Below are 15493 nucleotides of genomic sequence, written 5' to 3'. Positions count from 1 at the left end.
CGGCTTTTCTGGCCGATACTGCGCCGAAAAAGCCGCGCAAACGTTTGCGTAGACCGAACTATGCGAATCCCGCCGACATTTGTCAACAATCAGAAATCGTCATTTGTTGTAGGGCGAATCGTCGGACTCGCCGCTTCGCTGCTTATGCCGTGGTGCTGACCAGGTTACCGCTGGTAGAACTCTTCGTCATTTCCTTGACCAGTGCACCAGCCACTTCTGCCATCGCAGCGCTGGTTTGCGCGATTTGCCCCTGAATGGACATCACCGCTTGCGATTTGGCCTCAGGCGTCGGATAGGTCTTGGCTTGTGCGGCCGCCAGTTGTTGTTGCTGCTCCTGAAGTTGCTTCTGCAGTTCCTGCATGCGCTTGAGCAACATCTTGACCGTGACGCTCAGGTTGTCGCCGCTTTCAGCCTTGCTGTCTTCTGGCGCGGCAGCTCCACCGGTTCTGACCTGGTTGCCTTGATCTTTCTCCGTACCCAGCGCCTCGGCAGAGGCGTCCGCCTCTGCCTCGCTCAATGCGTTGATCGTCGCTGCGGTTTTGCCGCCGATGGTGACTGCACCGGGATTTGAAAAACCGACCGTCAGTGACATGTGAACTCCCTACCTTTTAGTTTCCTTGAACACCCATCGGCCTGCGCGAAGCTTTCTTTAGCAGAAAAACCCAAACCGGCAACCCGAATCACTCGACAGAAGCAGTAGTCCTTTTCGGAGAGCCGAACGCGAAGACGTCCATTGTTCGGAAACCCGGATAGAGGATGGTGCGCAGGATTTTCAAACTGAGAAAATCTTGATGCAAATCATCAGGTTAAACATTTTTCTAGCGCAAAGTAGCGCTGGTACAGATCCTGCTCCCTTCATCGCATCCCAAGAATCCAGATCGGCTTGGGGTGCATCTAGATGAACCTGCATCAGCACCGTCTCACTACTAGAGAGAAAAATAATGAAATCTGCTTTCAATACTTTGGTTCCGGGCGCTTTGGCCCTCCTCCTGCTCCTGCCCACCGCCCTCCAGGCAAAAGAAGTCGAAACCCAGACCAAGCTCGCTAACGTTGTGGTACTTGCTACGGGCGGCACCATTGCCGGTGCTGGCGCGAGCGCCGCCAACAGCGCCACCTACCAAGCGGCCAAGGTGGGTGTCGAACAATTGATCGCCGGTATTCCCGAGCTGAGCAAACTGGCGAATGTGCGTGGCGAACAAGTCATGCAGATTGCCTCGGAAAGCATCACCAACGAAAACCTGCTGCAACTGGGTCGTCGTGTGGCCGAACTGGCTGACAGCAAAGACGTCGACGGCATCGTCATCACCCACGGCACCGACACCCTGGAAGAAACCGCTTACTTCCTCAACCTCGTGGAAAAAACCGACAAGCCGATCATCGTCGTCGGCTCGATGCGTCCGGGCACCGCCATGTCTGCAGACGGCATGCTCAACCTGTACAACGCCGTGGCCGTGGCCAGCAGCAAAGAAGCGCACGGCAAAGGCGTACTGGTGACCATGAATGATGAAATCCAGTCCGGTCGCGATGTCAGCAAAATGATCAACATCAAGACCGAAGCGTTCAAAAGCGCCTGGGGTCCATTGGGCATGGTGGTTGAAGGCAAATCCTACTGGTTCCGCTTGCCAGCCAAGCGTCACACCATGGATTCGGAATTCGACATCAAAAACATCAAGAGCCTTCCTGACGTAGAAATCGCCTATTCCTACGGCAACGTCAGCGACACTGCCTACAAGGCTCTCGCACAGTCCGGTGCCAAGGCGATCATCCACGCCGGTACCGGTAACGGCTCGGTGTCCTCCCGCGTAGTTCCGGCCCTGCAAGCACTGCGCAAGGATGGCGTACAAATCATTCGCTCGTCCCACGTCAATGCTGGCGGCTTCGTTCTGCGTAACGCCGAACAGCCAGACGACAAGTACGACTGGGTTGTTGCACACGACCTGAACCCGCAAAAAGCCCGCATCCTGGCGATGGTCGCCCTGACCAAAACCAATGACAGCAAAGAGCTGCAACGGATGTTCTGGGAATACTGATTGATCTTCGCCCGATCCATTCCTGATCGGGCACCCTGCACACCACTCGCTCTAGGGCGGGTGGTGTGTCACCTACAACGCTCTCGCATTTTTCCCACAAAAAAATCGACACGGCCTACACCAAAACAGGAAAAGCGCTGTCAGAGGATTTTCTTGAATTTTAAGCAGTTGCGAAAATGCTTACAGTTAAATACTGTATGCACGTACAGCTTAATAAGGATAACCTCGTGGCCACCTCCCCTGATGCTCCTGACGCTTACGAACGCATGGGTATGCGCGTTCAGAAAATCATCAATTCTCCCACCGCCCAAAAAGCCAAAGCCGCACTGATCTTCCGTCTGCCGGACGAACCGATGGATGAGTGGGAGCGCCTGCTCGAGGAAATCGACGAGAACGACAACGTCACCCTCGCCTATCGCGACGACGGTGGCGTGCAGATTTTTTGGGTTGTACCGAAGGAAGATTGATTCAATGAGTGTCCGCTGTTTTGCATTGCTGTTGCTGTTCATCACCATGGGGGCGCAGGCTGGCGCACCCCGCACATTTACCGAAGCCAAGAAGGTCGCCTGGAAGCTGTACGCACCACAGTCCACAGAGTTTTACTGCGGGTGCAAATACACCGGCAACAAGGTTGATCTGAAAGCCTGCGGTTATGTACCACGCAAGAACGCCAAACGTGCATCACGCATCGAATGGGAGCATATCGTGCCCGCCTGGCAATTCGGCCATCAGCGCCAATGCTGGCAGGAAGGTGGACGCAAGAACTGCACCCGTTACGACCCCAGCTATCAGAAGGCTGAAGCCGATCTGCATAACCTGGTGCCGAGCATTGGCGAGGTCAATGGCGATCGCAGCAACTTCAGCTACGGTTGGTTGCCAGTGCAGTCCGGGCAGTACGGCTCATGTCTGACCCAGGTCGACTTCAAGGCGAAGAAGGTCATGCCTCGCCCGTCGATTCGCGGCATGATCGCCCGGACTTACTTCTACATGAGCAAGCAATACGGCTTGCGCCTGTCGAAGCAGGATCGACAATTGTATGAAGCGTGGGACAAGACTTACCCGGTGCAGGACTGGGAGCGTCAGCGCAATCAGAGCGTGGCGTGCGTGATGGGACGCGGCAATGAGTTTGTCGGTCCGGTGAACATGAAAGCCTGCGGCTGATCGACACTTAAAAGAAAAGGCCTCGAACGTCATGTCCGAGGCCTTTTTTGTGGCTAGCTGCCTGCCTTGTTGTAGCGCCAGTACCCCATCAGGTTGAGCGACTGCCGCGCAATCCCGCATTCTTTAATCAAGTACCTGCGCAGGCTCATCACCGCAGCGCTTTCTCCAGCGATCCAGCCATAGAAACCCTCACTGGCTGTCTCGGCTATTTCCCAAAGAATCTCTTTATCGATATCGACCTCGGCCAACTCGACAGCCTGGCCGATGGATGAGGCATGAATGGGCGAAACCGCTTTCTGTACCGCCGCCACCATCAACGTACCAGCACTGGCTTGGCCCCGGATCAGCCACTGCACCGTGAGCCCCGCCCAATCGGGAACCGGCAGCATATCTTCAGGACTGTCGACCTCGAAGAACGCCTGCGTCAGGGGCGGCTCGGCCATAGCAGCCAACTCATCAAGAATGCCCATGGCCGCAGGTAGCGCCGTGCCGTCGGCGACCAGCAGAACCTGCTTGAGGATCTGCGGCGGCTTCCATTCGAATCCTCCGGCGTCCCGTGCTGAAAAGCGGCGATCCGGGGCGAGAATCTGCATCGAATCACCGGGCTGCGCCCGAAGCGCCCAACGCGAAGCCGGCCCGGTTTCACCGTGCAGGACGAAATCAATATCCACTTCGCCTTGTTCTGCACGCAAATGGCGAATGGTGTAAGTGCGCATGGCCGGACGTCGATCGGCAATCATTGCCTTGAAGCGGGCGTACCAACCTTCGCCCTGAGCAAGCCTGGCAGGCGAACCATCAGCCGCAGGAAAAAACAGTTTGACCCTTTGATCCGGCGCCCAAGTGGCCATTTCCTTAACGGCAGGACTGGCCAGCGTGATCCGCATCATGTGCGGGCTGAGTAAGGTTTTGCGATGCAGGATGACGTCGAACAGCTTGTAAGGATTGGCGGAGGCCATGCGGAGCTCCTTCGGAAAATCGTGACTGACTCGTATAAGACGAGCCACATCCGAGGTCCTTTAGGTCGCTCCGCTGAACTGCAGCAGTTACGGCGTGAGCGGGTGCTCGATCACCACCGATTCAATATTCTGCTTCTTGGCTTTCACCAGAGCGGCATCCACTTGTACTTTTCGGGCTTCAGCTTCGGCTTGCGAGTTGAAAGGACCAATCAGAATTCGCGCTTTGCCACTGCTGTCCTTGATCACCGTAGGCACGAAGGCGTGCTCAATCAACCAGCCGCTCAGATCGCTGACAGCCTGCGGAGTTTCGCCGCGCACCTCGAGATCCCATTGTGGTGCAACCGCCGCCGGTGCCGTCACTGCGGCCGACTGTGGTTTCGGTGCGTCTACGTTCTTGCCTTCGCCACACCCTGCCAATACCAGTGCCGCGACTACCCAAACCAATTTGCGCACAACGCTTTCCTCGAAATTCTCAAAGCCGCGATCTTATCATTCATAAATACTTCGCGAGCCCCGCAAAATGGGCACAAAACAACGAGATTGATGGTTGCAGCCTCTGTATAGTTACGCCCTGGGAATTAATGCCGCTTCTGCGCGTCAGAAAGAGGCACCCAAACCGTGAGACTTCGCACTAATCTATACGTACCACCGACCTCTGCACTGTCTGAATCAGGTGCCCTACAAAGCAATCAAGGAGAAGACCATGCTGATACTCACCCGCAAAGTCGGTGAAAGCATAAACATCGGTGATGACATCACTATCACCATTCTGGGCGTAAGCGGCCAACAGGTTCGCATTGGTATCAACGCTCCGAAAAACGTTGCCGTTCACCGTGAAGAGATTTACCAGCGTATTCAGGCTGGCCTGACCGCCCCGGACAAGCCACAAACTCCCTGAACCAATCGCAGTCAGTAGCCAGTCCGTTTACCTTGTGGAATGACTGGCTAGAGATTCACGCGCCGTATTGCCATCCGCTCCCCACTCTGCTGGGCACGGCGCCTGACGCACCAAATCCAATTCCGATTCCACTACATCCCCCCACTATCTCCTTGCCGCCCGATACTACCTGCCATCCCCGAGACTGGCTGTCGGACGTTTCCGATAGCGCGCAGAGAATTCGCCCTCTAACCGAATGTCACGCCTCGCGCCATGCCCGTGGCCGCAATCACCATCAGCACCAAAAGCAACGCCTCGACATGACTGATTCGCGCGTACAGCTTCGCGCGCCCGGTATCGATTGCTGCGCCGCGTGCGGACGCGATCCGCCACTTGATCAACGTGATCATCGGGGCGAGCTCGACAATCAGGATCAGCACAAACAGCGTCATCTTCAGATGAAACAGTTGCTTCAGTGCCCTTTTCAAAGCCTCCAAAAGCCCGCATACCGCCTGTCACCAGCAGAATCAACGCAGAAACACCCCATAGATTATCGGCGAGCAAAACGCGCCTTGCCTCACCTGCGCCAGCAGCAAGGCGGCTGAATGCCGTCCCTCGAGTCAGAACCGCCCAAAAGCCCAGGGCAAAAGCCAGTAGATGAATAGCTGCAAGAAACCAATGAACCAGCATCGATACACCCCCATCAAGATGAGTTGAAAATCGGCCAGTCAGTAGTAGTCGAAAAAGCAGGGATTTGCTTGCGGCGCAATCGCCGGGCGCGATGACGCATTGCGAGGAGAATTGAAACAGCAGATGCCAAATCGCAGGCAAAAAAAATCCCAAGCAGCTGATGGAAGCTTGGGATTTAAAAATGCATAAACCGTGGTGGTGAACGCGGGGCGGATGTTACTTAATTCCACCAACAGTAACAACGTTTTTTTGATAACCGGTTGGTTAGTAACAGTCGTAACCTGTTCAATATCCACACTTTTTTAAAGGTCGCTGGCGACGAACGGGCGAATCGTCAGCTAACTGCCCGGCTCGACGATGCAGCAACTCAATCACGATGGGCGCACAACGAAGACATGCGCGCGCAATTCAGCAAGGACCGCAAAACGATGAAGCACCACTCACAGTGGATCAGCATCCCTCGCCATAACCTGCGCAGCGATAGATCCGTAAACCATCCAAGACTCTCAATTGCTGATACAGCTAGACATCAAATTGGTGCCGATAAGCGTCAACGTGCTCTGGAAAAATTTCCCCATAGTCCGGGTACTCGATACCTAGAACGGTGATTTCTATTGCATCCGGCCCACAATCAGCCGAGTAGTCTGCAATGGACACGCCGGAGGCACGAATCTGCTGCCCTTCCACAATGTGTACAGCAAAGTTGAAGTGTCTCTGGTCACGCTGAGTAGAGGCTCTGATTTGCTGCTGGAAGCTGGAGTAGTCAGGACTTGGTACAAACACACCAAAGGCAACCCCCATAGGCGGATCGCCAAGCTCGAGATCGGACCATCCGATACGTTGCCCATTACTGAAAATCTCGAATCGCAACACGAACTACCTAAACAACCTAAGTGAGTTTCTCGAAAGGTAACTCAGATACCTCAGCCTCCAGCGGCGGGAGGATATTGTGCTGTAGCTGAAGTCGGGCGTTGACCTCGAGCAGCACACCATCAAGGGATTACCCGAGAAGTCGAAAAATCATAGCCGCCCCGGTCTACATGAAAGTGACTGCGGATTTGAAACTGCGGTGCCGCCGTTACCTACAGGGATATGAAGAGCGGAGCGCCAGCATCGTGACGCTCTCAACTAAGGACGTCAATTTTTCAGGATGATCATCAAGGTAGTTAACGACTGAGCGAACTCCAGCCTGCTCTGTGTAATCCTCAGGCAGGCACACCCTAAGACGGCCGTCCTTTAATTCGCTGCCAAGAATTTGCAGGGTGCCGCGGACACCTCGTACGACTCCAACGCAGTAGCCCATGGCTCCTGCATCATAGCTAGCCTCCGTCGGCTTACCATCCCAGTAGTTTAGGAGTCCTTTGCAAGACTTTAAAAATTTCACCCCATCCCCACTATCGTCGGCATATACCGTACCGCTTGCCTGCATAGCCGCTAGTACTATCCCTACTGCCATCCATGTCTTCATTGATAATGCCTGGATTGATAATCTTGCGATGTTATCGGAGGCCCCTGACCAGACCCGAATTAGCTGTTCTGAGATGGGGGTTTTGCAAACGTTTTACAAATCGCAGACAACAAAAAAGGGCCCACCTTTCGGTGAGCCCTTCCAGACCGCCCAGCAGAGCGGATTTTGTTTGGTAGGCGCGATTGGACTCGAACCAACGACCCCCACCATGTCAAGGTGGTGCTCTAACCAACTGAGCTACGTGCCTGCTGTGAGGCGGCATTCTACGGAATTCCGGAGGGGTGTCAACACCTTTTTTTCACCTAACCCTATGAATATGCAAAATATTTAATTTCGGGGCTCCGACGAAGATTTTCCGGTGGCTGGCGGAGGTTTTTCAACTCGGGTAGGATCGACGCACTCGTAAAATATATTAAACAGAGGCTGCAGGATGGCGAACACCCCTTACCCAGAGTCTTATTACGCTGCGTCGGCCAATGCAGTACCGCCCCGCCCTGCCTTGCAGGATGATGTGGAGACGGACGTCTGTGTGATCGGCGCCGGGTATACCGGATTGTCCTCTGCCCTGTTTCTGCTGGAAAACGGTTTTCGCGTCACCGTGCTGGAAGCGGCCAAGGTCGGTTTCGGCGCTTCGGGGCGCAATGGCGGGCAGATCGTTAACAGCTATAGCCGCGACATCGACGTGATCGAGCGCAGCGTTGGCCCGAAGCAGGCGCAACTGCTCGGGCAGATGGCGTTCGAAGGCGGCAGGATCATTCGCGAGCGCGTGGCCAAGTACAACATCCAGTGCGATCTGAAGGACGGCGGCGTATTCGCAGCCCTTACCGCCAAGCAGATGGGCCATCTGGAATCGCAGAAACGCCTCTGGGAGCGCTTCGGCCATACACAACTCGAATTGCTCGACCAACGCCGTATTCGCGAAGTGGTGGCATGCGATCAATACGTCGGTGGCATGCTCGACATGAGCGGCGGGCATATTCATCCGCTGAACCTCGCGCTCGGCGAAGCGGCTGCGATTGAATCCCTCGGCGGTACTATCTATGAACAGTCACCCGCCGTGCGCATCGAGCGCGGTGCCAATCCGGTGGTGCATACGCCGCAAGGCAAGGTCAGGGCCAAGTTCATCATCGTCGCCGGCAATGCCTATCTCGGCAACCTGGTACCGGAACTGGCGGCCAAATCGATGCCATGCGGCACGCAAGTGATCACCACCGAACCGCTGGGAGACGAGCTGGCGAAAGCGCTGCTGCCGCAGGACTACTGCGTTGAAGACTGCAACTACCTGCTCGACTACTACCGACTGACCGGCGACAAGCGCCTGATCTTCGGCGGCGGCGTGGTGTATGGCGCACGTGATCCGGCGAACATCGAGGCGATCATCCGCCCGAAAATGCTCAAGGCGTTCCCCCAGCTCAAGGATGTGAAGATTGACTACGCCTGGACCGGAAATTTCCTGCTGACCCTGTCGCGCTTGCCACAGGTTGGGCGCCTGGGCGACAACATTTATTACTCGCAAGGCTGCAGCGGCCATGGCGTGACCTACACGCATTTGGCAGGAAAAGTCCTCGCCGAAGCGTTGCGCGGTCAGGCCGAACGCTTTGATGCGTTTGCCGATTTACCGCACTATCCGTTCCCCGGCGGGCAACTGTTACGCACGCCGTTTGCTGCCTTGGGCGCTTGGTATTACGGCTTACGCGACAAATTCGGGATGTAAAAAAGGGCCGCTGAACAGCGGCCCTTTTTATTCAACACTGAACGGTTTCAGAGCTGATCCCGAGCAATCCCGCTACGGATGCGCAGGATATCCGCCAGCACAGCCAGGGCGATTTCCGCCGGCGTCTTGCTGCCGAGGTTAAGACCAATCGGCGCATGAATCCGCGCCAACTCCCTCTCTCCCAAACCACCAATCCGCCGCAAACGCTCAAAGCGCTTCTGCGATGTTTGCAGCGACCCCATTACGCCAATGTAGAACGCTTCTGTGCGCACCGCCTCCATCATTGCCAGATCGTCGATACGAGGATCATGCGTCAGCGCGACGACCGCCGTATCACGATGACAACCACCGTCAGCAATAAACACCGACGGCAATTGCCGACGAATCTCAACGCCACCCAGCACCACGCCTTCCAGCACTTCATCGCGAGGATCACAGAGAATCACTTCAAACCCGAGGCCGACGGCAAATTCGGCACACGCCTGCGCCACGCTGGAATAGCCGGCGAGCAACAAACGCTGCGCCGCGCCAACGCGAATCCGCACCCGATCAATCTCGCGCTCGATCCGCGCACCCTGCTCGCGATCAGCGAACAGAGTGCGCGCACCACTGGCCAGATCAACCTCGCGAATCAAGCGACGCTGACCAAGCAGCGCCGACTCCAATTCGCGCAGATGCGCCTGCACCTCGCAGCCAGCGTCAAATTTCTCTACCAGCACATCGAGAATGCCGCCACAGGGCAGACTGACCCGCGAGCGCGGATCGTCGCCTTCGCCGTAACGCACGACATTGACTGCATCGAGAAACGCCCCCTCGGCAACGCGTTCGAGAAAATCCTCTTCAACGCAGCCACCCGACAGCGAGCCGACCCACTGTCCGCCGTCATTCACCGCCAGCAGCGAACCCGGCGCACGCGGTGCCGAACCGTAGGTGGTCAGCACGGTGCAGAGCCAGATACGCTGCCCCGCCACCGACCACTCCAGCGCTCGCCGCACCACTTGTAGATCGAGATGCTGCATGTCAGTGCGCCTTGTGCTCGATGGACGGTGCGTCGGCTTGCAGTTTCTGCACGTCGCTCACCGCCAGTTCAGCCGACTGACCTCCCCAACCTTGACGCAAGTAGTTGAGCAGGTCGGTCAGTTGCTCAGGCTTGAGCTTGTCGGCGAAACCCGGCATCGGTTGCATGTGCTCGAAACCGGAGAACTTCTGCTCGCCGATACCATCCTCGATCACCCGCAACAGGTTGCGCGGGTCTTCCAGACGCAACGTGGTGTTGCCGCGCATCGCCACCGCAATGTGCGGCTTGCCTTCGCCACCGACCGCATGACAACCGGCGCAGACGTTCAGGTATTCCTGCTGGCCGCGCTGGGCACTGGCGCTGAGTTTCTCTACCGGCACTTCAACCAGCGCTTTGGCTGCCGGCGGTTTGTCGCCGAGCAGGAACGTCGCCATCGCCGCCAGATCCGTATCGCTCAGGCCTTGGGTGCTGTTATGGAACACTGGGAACATCTCGTTGAACATCGTCCCCTGCGCACTCATGCCGTGCTTGAGGAACGTGCCCAGATCCTGCTCGTTCCAGCCGCGAGCGGCCAGATCCGTGGCCAGCAGGCTCGGCGCCAGATAACCATTGAGGATGCCGCCCGTGAGGCGCTTGTCCAGTTGCATCGCACCCGGCAGACCGCGCGGAGTGTGGCATTCGCCGCAGTGACCGAGCACTTCGACCATGTACTGGCCACGCTTCCAGGCTTCGCTTTTGCCTTCGGCCGGCTCCAGCTTCAGCGCTTTGCCGTACATCATGTTCCAGCCAATCAGGCCCGGACGTACGTTGAACGGAAAGCTCAGGCTGGTGACCGGAGCTGCGCGCTCGATCGGCTCGATGGTTTTCAGGTACGCATGAATCGCATCCGAATCTGCACGCGGCATCAAGTGATACGAGGTGTACGGCATCGCCGGATACAGGTTCGCGCCATCGCGACGCTTGCCTTCAGTCAGTGCAGCGAAGAACTCGTCATCGTTGTACAGACCGATGCCGTGCTCCTTGCTCGGCGTAATGTTGGTGCCGTAGATCGTGCCGAACGGCGACACAATCGGCAGGCCACCAGCAAATGGTGCGCCGCCCGCTGCCGTGTGGCAGGCCATGCAGTCAGCGGCTCGAGCGAGATACTCGCCGCGCTTGACCTGATCATCGGCATGGGCAAACAACACCGGCGCAGCGAGGCCGACCGCCAGGGTCAGGCGGGTCAGAAAAAGCTTCATGCTTAACCCTCCTTGACCAGGCCGAGATCCGTCAGCACGTTGCGGGTGGCGTTGTAATAACGCACGTACCCGGTGCAACGGCAGACGTGGTGGCCGAGGCTGTCCTCGATGACTTGTTCGAGCTTGCTTTGTACGGTCGGCTGGCGTTGCAGCTTTTCAACCAGCACGGTCGCGGCGTTGACGAAGCCCGGCGCGCAGTAGCTGCACTGGAAAGCGAACTCGTCGACAAAGCGCTGCTGGATCGGGTTCAGCTCGGTGACCTGGCCCGCCTCGTCGCGCTTGGCGTGCGATTCGATGGTGCGGACTTTCTTGCCCTCGAAATAATGCGCGCCAGTGATGCAGGTGCGTACTTCTTCACTGGTGCCGTCCGGGTTATCGACGATCACCACGCAGGCGTGGCAGATGCCTTGGCCACAGCCCAGACGCGAACCGGTGAGGTTTTTGTATTCGTGCAGGTAGTCGATCATCGGCAGGTCATCAGGGATGTCCACCGGGCCGACGGATTGACCATTGAGGGTCAGTTGAAGCGGACGGTTAGCCATTGAGGGCCTCCTTGATGCGCGCAGCAGTGATTGGCAGATCGCGAACACGTTTACCGATGGCGTGCGCCACGGCGTTACCGATGGCACCGACAATCGGGATCATCACCACTTCGGCGATGCCTTTCGACGGATCGCTTGGCGACAGCGGCGGCAGAATCTCCGCAGTCTGCTTCCACACGGCAACGTGACGCGCCATCGGCAGACGGTAACGGTTGAAGTTCCAGTCACCCTCCCCCGGCCCGCCTTCATACAGCGGCATCTCTTCCATCAAGGCGTGGCCGATGCCCATGGCGATACCGCCTTCGAGCTGGCCCTTGACCAGTTCCTCGACGAGCACACGACCGCACTCGACCCACGAGTGGTGATTGAGCACTTCGACTTCTGCCGAACCTTTGTTGACCTTCAGTTCGACCAACGTGGCGACCGGGCTGTAGTAAGTCACCGCAGCGTTGTTCAACTGGACAACCGGGTAATTGATGTTCTGGCGATCCAACAGGTGGAAACCGGACGTGGTCATCAACGCTTTCTTCGCTTTCGGCGCGCCGTCACCGTATTTCACGGCGAGACCATCGAGCGGCAGACGCTCGCGCACACCGTCGATGCTGTATTCGGCTTCAGCCCAGCTCCAGCGGTTGAACGCATGAACGGTGGCGCCGGTCACCAGGCCACGCTCGTGAGCGTGTTTGGCCAGCTCTTCGAAGCTCAACGGCTGCATGCCGTTGGCGGTGAGTTTGCCGTCAACCCAGTGCGCATCTTCGCGACGTACAACGTAAGGGTTGGCTTGACCGCCGTAAGGACCCTGACGCCAGATTTCCATGGCCGCCGGCCACAAACCGTTGTTGAACAGCACGCGCGCCGCTTCACGGGTGGCGTGGCTGAAGTAGTAAGCCGAGTTGGTCGCCGACGAGGCCGAAGCCAACTTGCCGACCCAACGCGGGTTGCGCAGCAGGTTGTCCTGCTCGGTCTGGCTCATGATGTAAGGGTTGCCGCTGGTGATCAGCTGCATTTCCTTCCATTCGGTTTCACCGGTCTTCACTTCGTGCGCCGGGCTGCCGAGGAAATCGGCCACGACCAGAGCTTGCGAGGTGGACATGCCGGTACCGATTTCGATGCCGATGTGGCGCAGGGTGATGCGACCGTCGGCGGTGAATTCGATGCTGGCCATCGGCGCTTCGGAGCCGGTGCCGAAGTCTTTCTGGCAGATGGCGAAACCGACGCCGTACCAGTTATCCGGGTCTGCGGCTTCGCGTTGCTTCTTGATCGCGTCGCGGTTTTTCCAGACTTCGTGCACCGAGGCCTTGTCGAGAATTTCATGCAAGCGCAGAGCACCGGCCGGAATCGCGCCCTGGGTGTTTTTCATGCCCGAACGCAGGGCATTTTTGCGACGCAAGTCGATGGCATCGACACCGAGGCGATTGGCGATTTCGTCGACCATCATCTCGGTCGCCGCCATGCTTTGCAGGGTGCCGTAACCGCGCATCGAACCGGCCTCAACGCCACGCGAGTGGTAGGCGGTGACTTGCAGATCGTTCTGCGGCATGTAGTAGATCGACTGCGCGGCCGTGGCGCCAACCGCCGCTACAGATGGGCTGTAGTTGATGCGACCACCACCGTCGACGCTCATTTCCGCGCGGAAAATTTTGAAGGTGTAGTCGTTCTTGTCCACCGCCAGTTGGTAGCGAATGTCGAACGGGTGACGCTTGATGCCGCTCTGAAATTGTTCGTAGCGGTCGTTGGCCAGACGCACTGGCACGCCGGCGCCATACAACGCAGCAAGGGCTGCGTAGTAAACGAAGATGTTGTGGTCTTTGGAGCCGTAGCCCACGGTATAACCCGGGTGCATGTTCAGGTTGTCGAGGCCGAAGCGCGACGGCGCGATCATTTTCGCGGTCTCGGTCGCCGCTTCCAACGGGCACTGGGTGGCCACCACGAAGTGCAGGGTTTTGGTTTTCGGGTCGTACCAGCCGTTGCCGTTGTCCGGCTCCATCGCGGCCGGCTCGATCGACGGGGTTTTGTAGCGCTCGTCGAACACCAGCCAGTTGTTCGGCGGTGTATCGATCTCTTTCTTCATGCGATCGGCGTAGAACAGGCCGCGCTCGGTCAGGTTGCCGTGCAGGTTCGGCTGGGAATTCCACACCGGACGACGGTTTTTCAGCATCGGGAACAGGATCGAGTCCTTGAGGCTGGCGAACTCATCTTCGTCTGCCGAGGTCGCGCCGCCCACACGTACGTAGCGGAAGCTGCCATAGGGGTCGCCTTCGTAGAACGGCACTTGGGCACCGTAACGAATCGCCTTGTCATTGAATTTGAGTTTGTTCTTGGCCTGACGGAAACGCTCGAAGTCGTTCCAGATCAGGATCGCCACAGGATGACCGATGAACATCGGCACCTTGCCTTCCGGCAGCAGTGGGTCCGGCGCGTGCTCTTCCGGAAAGACGATGCCGTCCTTGTCCAGATCCGCGGCGGTGACGATGCGGTCCGGCTGCAAATCGGCGCCGAGCCACGACAGGTCGTAACCGGCGTAGATGCGGTCAGCCTTGATGGTTTTCAGCAGCATGGCGTGGCCTTGCTGCTCGGGCCAGCCCGGCATGTCCTTGGAACGGATGTCGCGGGCAAAGACTTTGCTGCCGCAGACCTTGGACAGTGCGTCGTTACGCTGACGCGCCTTACCGTTATTGCCGAGCCATTTCTCGGACGGCACGGTGACGCTGTTTTCCATCAAGGCAGCCAGCGCCTGACTGCTGAGCGGCGTGAGCGTGACGCTCACACCCGCCACCAGCCCGCCCTGGAGGAACGAGCGCCGGGATATATCACGGTTGGACATGGATCATCCTCTGGGCGGTTATGTGTCCGCCCTTCTGGTTATCTACTGGGGAATCTCGAGTCTTGCAGAAGCCCTCTTTGGCGAAACAAAGGGCGTGTTGACAGTGCAAAGCTGACCGAAAGGTTAACTTTAAAGGTTTCTGCGCTCGCAGCAAACAACCAGTTACAAAAATTTGACTAAAGAATCAAAAAATCAATGCGACGTGAGACCGCATCTAGACCGCAGAGATAACTGGGCATACCCATGTGGGAGCGAGCTTGCTCGCGAAAGCGTTGTTCCAGCCGATGCAAATTTTGAATGTGGCGACGCCTTCGCGAGCAAGCTCGCTCCCACAGGGATTTGCGCTGGATTCAGGAGAGAGGAAAGAGAGTAGCCAAATTTCAGACACAAAAAACCCCGGTCTTTCGACCAGGGTCTTTGCTATCGATTCCGAATCAACCAAAGGTTGCTTTCGGTGCGTCAAGGCGTTCAGTGGTCCTTGAAGCAGATATGGCGCAGCGGACGGGACTCGAACCCGCGACCCCCGGCGTGACAGGCCGGTATTCTAACCGACTGAACTACCGCTGCGTATCGCTTTGAGCTTGCGCTCAAGTAACTCGTTTTGACTGCAAGCTTCGGTGCTTTGCAATCGCGAACCAGACAACGTCTGACTCGTAAAATATGGCGCAGCGGACGGGACTCGAACCCGCGACCCCCGGCGTGACAGGCCGGTATTCTAACCGACTGAACTACCGCTGCGCGTCGGTGCAGGCACTTTCAGCCTACGCTCTTGCTTACGCAAGTATCTCGGGAGTGGTGGGTGATGACGGGATCGAACCGCCGACATTCTGCTTGTAAGGCAGACGCTCTCCCAGCTGAGCTAATCACCCGTTTGCATCTCCGAGGCCGCGAAATTTACGCAGGTAGCGAACCTAAGTCAATAGCAGGATTGAAGTTTTTCTAAAAAAGACGAAATTGTTTCCATCCTGCAAAACC

At 57.3% G+C, this 15493-nt stretch carries 13 protein-coding genes, 4 tRNA genes and 1 pseudogene; 5 read left to right on the top strand and 13 right to left on the bottom strand.

Annotated features, from left to right (window positions below; genetic code table 11):
* Positions 1–142: 142 nt before the first annotated feature.
* A complete protein-coding gene (locus tag PspS49_RS10205; protein WP_127926593.1) occupies positions 143–592 on the bottom strand; it encodes a hypothetical protein in 450 nt (149 codons plus the stop codon).
* A 349-nt stretch (positions 593–941) separates the two neighbouring features.
* Between PspS49_RS10205 and PspS49_RS10200 the strand changes: the two genes are divergently transcribed.
* The 3 genes from PspS49_RS10200 to PspS49_RS10190 all read left to right on the top strand — a co-directional run bounded on the left by PspS49_RS10200 (position 942) and on the right by PspS49_RS10190 (position 3191).
* The gene (locus tag PspS49_RS10200) at positions 942–2030 is read left to right on the top strand and encodes an asparaginase (protein ID WP_034152752.1); all 1089 of its coding nucleotides are present in this window, start codon (positions 942–944) and stop codon (positions 2028–2030) included.
* 176 nt (positions 2031–2206) lie between these two features.
* Complete coding sequence (locus tag PspS49_RS10195) at positions 2207–2497, top strand: DUF1654 domain-containing protein (protein WP_034152753.1); 291 nt, start codon at positions 2207–2209, stop codon at positions 2495–2497.
* A 4-nt stretch (positions 2498–2501) separates the two neighbouring features.
* Positions 2502–3191 (top strand): endonuclease I family protein, encoded by a 690-nt coding sequence (locus tag PspS49_RS10190; protein ID WP_095111733.1) that lies wholly within the window; start codon positions 2502–2504, stop codon positions 3189–3191.
* A gap of 53 nt (positions 3192–3244) precedes the next feature.
* Here the strand turns inward: PspS49_RS10190 and PspS49_RS10185 are convergent, their stop codons facing one another.
* Positions 3245–4147: a siderophore-interacting protein gene (locus PspS49_RS10185; RefSeq protein WP_160039058.1), complete on the bottom strand. Its 903-nt coding sequence runs from the start codon at positions 4145–4147 to the stop codon at positions 3245–3247.
* Positions 4148–4234: 87 nt separating this feature from the next.
* Positions 4235–4600, bottom strand: coding sequence for an SPOR domain-containing protein (locus tag PspS49_RS10180; protein WP_127926591.1), 366 nt, complete (start codon positions 4598–4600; stop codon positions 4235–4237).
* A gap of 250 nt (positions 4601–4850) precedes the next feature.
* On the opposite strand from PspS49_RS10180, the gene csrA reads away from it, so the two are divergent.
* The gene (csrA, locus tag PspS49_RS10175) at positions 4851–5045 is read left to right on the top strand and encodes a carbon storage regulator CsrA (protein WP_003179932.1); all 195 of its coding nucleotides are present in this window, start codon (positions 4851–4853) and stop codon (positions 5043–5045) included.
* 227 nt (positions 5046–5272) lie between these two features.
* Here the strand turns inward: csrA and PspS49_RS10170 are convergent.
* From PspS49_RS10170 to PspS49_RS10160, 3 genes and pseudogenes are all read right to left on the bottom strand, one after another.
* Positions 5273–5714: pseudogene (locus PspS49_RS10170) on the bottom strand (DUF2214 family protein).
* 522 nt (positions 5715–6236) lie between these two features.
* Positions 6237–6587 carry a hypothetical protein gene (locus tag PspS49_RS10165; protein ID WP_174245052.1) on the bottom strand — a complete coding sequence of 117 codons (351 nt, stop codon included), beginning with the start codon at positions 6585–6587 and terminating at the stop codon, positions 6237–6239.
* 765 nt (positions 6588–7352) lie between these two features.
* A tRNA-Val gene (locus PspS49_RS10160) sits at positions 7353–7429 on the bottom strand.
* Between the two features lie 183 nt (positions 7430–7612).
* Here PspS49_RS10160 and PspS49_RS10155 point away from each other — a divergent pair.
* Complete coding sequence (locus PspS49_RS10155) at positions 7613–8896, top strand: FAD-binding oxidoreductase (RefSeq protein WP_160039056.1); 1284 nt, start codon at positions 7613–7615, stop codon at positions 8894–8896.
* Between the two features lie 47 nt (positions 8897–8943).
* On the opposite strand, the gene PspS49_RS10150 is transcribed toward PspS49_RS10155, so the two are convergent.
* From PspS49_RS10150 to PspS49_RS10120, 7 genes are all read right to left on the bottom strand, one after another.
* Entirely contained in the window at positions 8944–9915 is a 972-nt protein-coding gene (locus PspS49_RS10150) for an XdhC family protein (protein WP_160039054.1), read from the bottom strand.
* Position 9916: 1 nt separating this feature from the next.
* Entirely contained in the window at positions 9917–11152 is a 1236-nt protein-coding gene (locus PspS49_RS10145) for a cytochrome c (protein ID WP_127926587.1), read from the bottom strand.
* A gap of 2 nt (positions 11153–11154) precedes the next feature.
* The gene (locus PspS49_RS10140; RefSeq protein ID WP_122609025.1) at positions 11155–11694 is read right to left on the bottom strand and encodes a (2Fe-2S)-binding protein; all 540 of its coding nucleotides are present in this window, start codon (positions 11692–11694) and stop codon (positions 11155–11157) included.
* Positions 11687–14518 carry a xanthine dehydrogenase family protein molybdopterin-binding subunit gene (locus PspS49_RS10135; RefSeq protein WP_127926586.1) on the bottom strand — a complete coding sequence of 944 codons (2832 nt, stop codon included), beginning with the start codon at positions 14516–14518 and terminating at the stop codon, positions 11687–11689. The genes PspS49_RS10140 and PspS49_RS10135 overlap by 8 nt, the downstream gene beginning before the upstream one ends.
* Positions 14519–15008: 490 nt before the next feature.
* Positions 15009–15085, bottom strand: a tRNA-Asp gene (locus tag PspS49_RS10130).
* A gap of 94 nt (positions 15086–15179) precedes the next feature.
* Positions 15180–15256, bottom strand: a tRNA-Asp gene (locus PspS49_RS10125).
* Positions 15257–15311: 55 nt separating this feature from the next.
* Positions 15312–15387 (bottom strand) — tRNA-Val (locus PspS49_RS10120).
* Positions 15388–15493 lie beyond the last annotated feature (106 nt).

It is taken from the genome of Pseudomonas sp. S49 (assembly GCF_009866785.1).
GTDB lineage: Bacteria > Pseudomonadota > Gammaproteobacteria > Pseudomonadales > Pseudomonadaceae > Aquipseudomonas.
This window is presented reverse-complemented; position numbering and strand designations above follow the sequence as displayed.

Bases quoted from the DNA above. Each gene is read 5' to 3' on its own strand.
- PspS49_RS10205 (WP_127926593.1), bottom strand. From the start codon at position 592: ATGTCACTGACGGTCGGTTTTTCAAATCCCGGTGCAGTCACCATCGGC.
- PspS49_RS10200 (WP_034152752.1), top strand. From the start codon at position 942: ATGAAATCTGCTTTCAATACTTTGGTTCCGGGCGCTTTGGCCCTCCTC.
- PspS49_RS10195 (WP_034152753.1), top strand. From the start codon at position 2,207: ATGCTTACAGTTAAATACTGTATGCACGTACAGCTTAATAAGGATAAC.
- PspS49_RS10190 (WP_095111733.1), top strand. From the start codon at position 2,502: ATGAGTGTCCGCTGTTTTGCATTGCTGTTGCTGTTCATCACCATGGGG.
- PspS49_RS10185 (WP_160039058.1), bottom strand. From the start codon at position 4,147: ATGGCCTCCGCCAATCCTTACAAGCTGTTCGACGTCATCCTGCATCGC.
- csrA (WP_003179932.1), top strand. From the start codon at position 4,851: ATGCTGATACTCACCCGCAAAGTCGGTGAAAGCATAAACATCGGTGAT.
- PspS49_RS10155 (WP_160039056.1), top strand. From the start codon at position 7,613: ATGGCGAACACCCCTTACCCAGAGTCTTATTACGCTGCGTCGGCCAAT.
- PspS49_RS10150 (WP_160039054.1), bottom strand. From the start codon at position 9,915: ATGCAGCATCTCGATCTACAAGTGGTGCGGCGAGCGCTGGAGTGGTCG.
- PspS49_RS10145 (WP_127926587.1), bottom strand. From the start codon at position 11,152: ATGAAGCTTTTTCTGACCCGCCTGACCCTGGCGGTCGGCCTCGCTGCG.
- PspS49_RS10140 (WP_122609025.1), bottom strand. From the start codon at position 11,694: ATGGCTAACCGTCCGCTTCAACTGACCCTCAATGGTCAATCCGTCGGC.
- PspS49_RS10135 (WP_127926586.1), bottom strand. From the start codon at position 14,518: ATGTCCAACCGTGATATATCCCGGCGCTCGTTCCTCCAGGGCGGGCTG.